The 1,752-nt window shown below is 59.1% G+C and carries 2 protein-coding genes; both read right to left on the minus strand.

Annotated elements, in window-relative coordinates:
- On the minus strand, positions 1-1,185 hold a 1,185-nt coding region (locus tag AWB79_RS37865; RefSeq protein WP_374728593.1), incomplete at its 3' end, for an MFS transporter.
- A gap of 84 nt (positions 1,186-1,269) precedes the next feature.
- Positions 1,270-1,752 (minus strand): porin (locus tag AWB79_RS37870; protein ID WP_157695948.1); only part of this gene is annotated, 483 nt, incomplete at its 5' end.

The following is a 1,752-nucleotide window of genomic DNA, read 5'->3' on the forward strand; positions in this document are numbered from 1 at the left end:
GCCGATCGCGAGCGCAGCCAACCCGAGATGCATGATGTACTGAATGCCGAAGTGCTTGGCGATGTATCCTGCGATCGCCGGTGCGAACCCGCCACCAAAAACTTCGCCGATTCCTACCACCAGACCCGAAGCCGTCGACATCAACTTAGCCGGCACCGATTCCGCGCTCAACGGTCCCACCGTCAGCGTAATCAGGCTGAACACAAAAAGAAGCGTGAGCGTGAGGTAGATGAAGAGCGTCGTCGGATTCGCACCGGTTCGCATGAGGAGGAACAGAAAGACGGCCGCGCCGATCACCGAGAAGATCATGACCGGCTTTCTGCCTAATCTGTCGGATAGAGCGGGCATCACGAGCGTGCCGAGCGTGCCGCCGAAGCCGATCGCCGAAAGCACGTAGCCCATCTGCTGCATGCTCAGGTGCAGATAATCGATCAGGTAGCTCGGGAACAGTGCGCTCAGCACGACCAGGCACGTCAGCCAGCACAGCATGCCGACGATGTTCAACGGTATGTTGCGGTAGCGAAAAACATCGGTCCACCTGTGAGCGGAAAGGTCGTGCGTCGCCGTGTGCAATGCGGCAGCCGTCGGTCGAGTATTACGCAGCACCCTGAACATCAGATAAGCCACCAATAGACCCGGAATCGACACGACCGCGAAAATCCAGTGCCACGGCAACACCTTGAGCAATTGCGTCACGAGAATCGGCGCGATGCCCAAACCAAACAGCGGCAGCGCCATCTGCTGAATGCCGATATTGCGCCCGTGACGCGTCGGCCTGGATGCATCGAGGGTCGCGATGATGCTCGCCGGCGTGTACGCACCCTCGGCAAAACCCATCACCGCGCGGATCAGGATCAGCGAGCCGACGCCGGTTGCAAGACCACTCAAGCCGGCTAACAGCGAGAACACGACGATGGCTGGAATGATCACCTTGCGATGACCTATTCGATCGGAGAGGTTGCCCATGAACATCGCGGAGATGCCCCATGCGACGGCGAGCGCCCCGGTGATGTGCCCGAGGTCCTGATAGTCGAGGTGCAGGTCCGCCATCATGACGGGAAAGAGCGGCATGATCATGAACCGATCGATGCCGACCAGTCCGAAGCCGAGGGACAGCAAGGCGACGGCTTTCCACTCATAAGCCGTATCCCATCTGAATCCGTTGTTGTCTTCCATGTTTGACATCTCCAATCGATAAGCGGCGTCTTTTAGACGCGACGATCCAATGTGCACGAGGGATTCGCGCACGCTTCAAGAAGGGAATACGTGTCAGAAAGAGGTCTGCAGGCCGAGGCGGCCGATGACCTGATGCGTAGTGCTCGACTGAGCCGCTCCGTTGATCCAGGCGTTGTGTCCGCCTTCGACGTCGCCGCCAGTCCACTGATAGACCGCTTCGGCGTAGAGCGTCGTGCGTTTGGAGAGAAGGTATTGCGCTGCGCCCGTAACCTGCTGCGCCCTGTTATGGCTGAGCTGCGCATTGCCCAACATGAACTGATAGTTCGCGCCGAACCTGATGTCCGGCATGAACGTGTACAGCGCCCCGACCTGAATCGCCTGCACGACGCCGCCCGACAACGTATTGCGCGTGTTGGTGTAGAGCGCGTTGAGAAACACGTCGCCGATGGTCTGACTGACCCCGCCTCCGAAATTGCGGATTCCATCGTGCCCGTCGTTCAACGCCGCGTACTTGGTTTCGTTGTAAGCGGCCGCGATACCGAAACCGCCGATTGCATAGTTCATGCCGAAACCGAT

The organism is Caballeronia hypogeia (assembly GCF_001544875.2).
Lineage (GTDB): Bacteria > Pseudomonadota > Gammaproteobacteria > Burkholderiales > Burkholderiaceae > Caballeronia > Caballeronia hypogeia.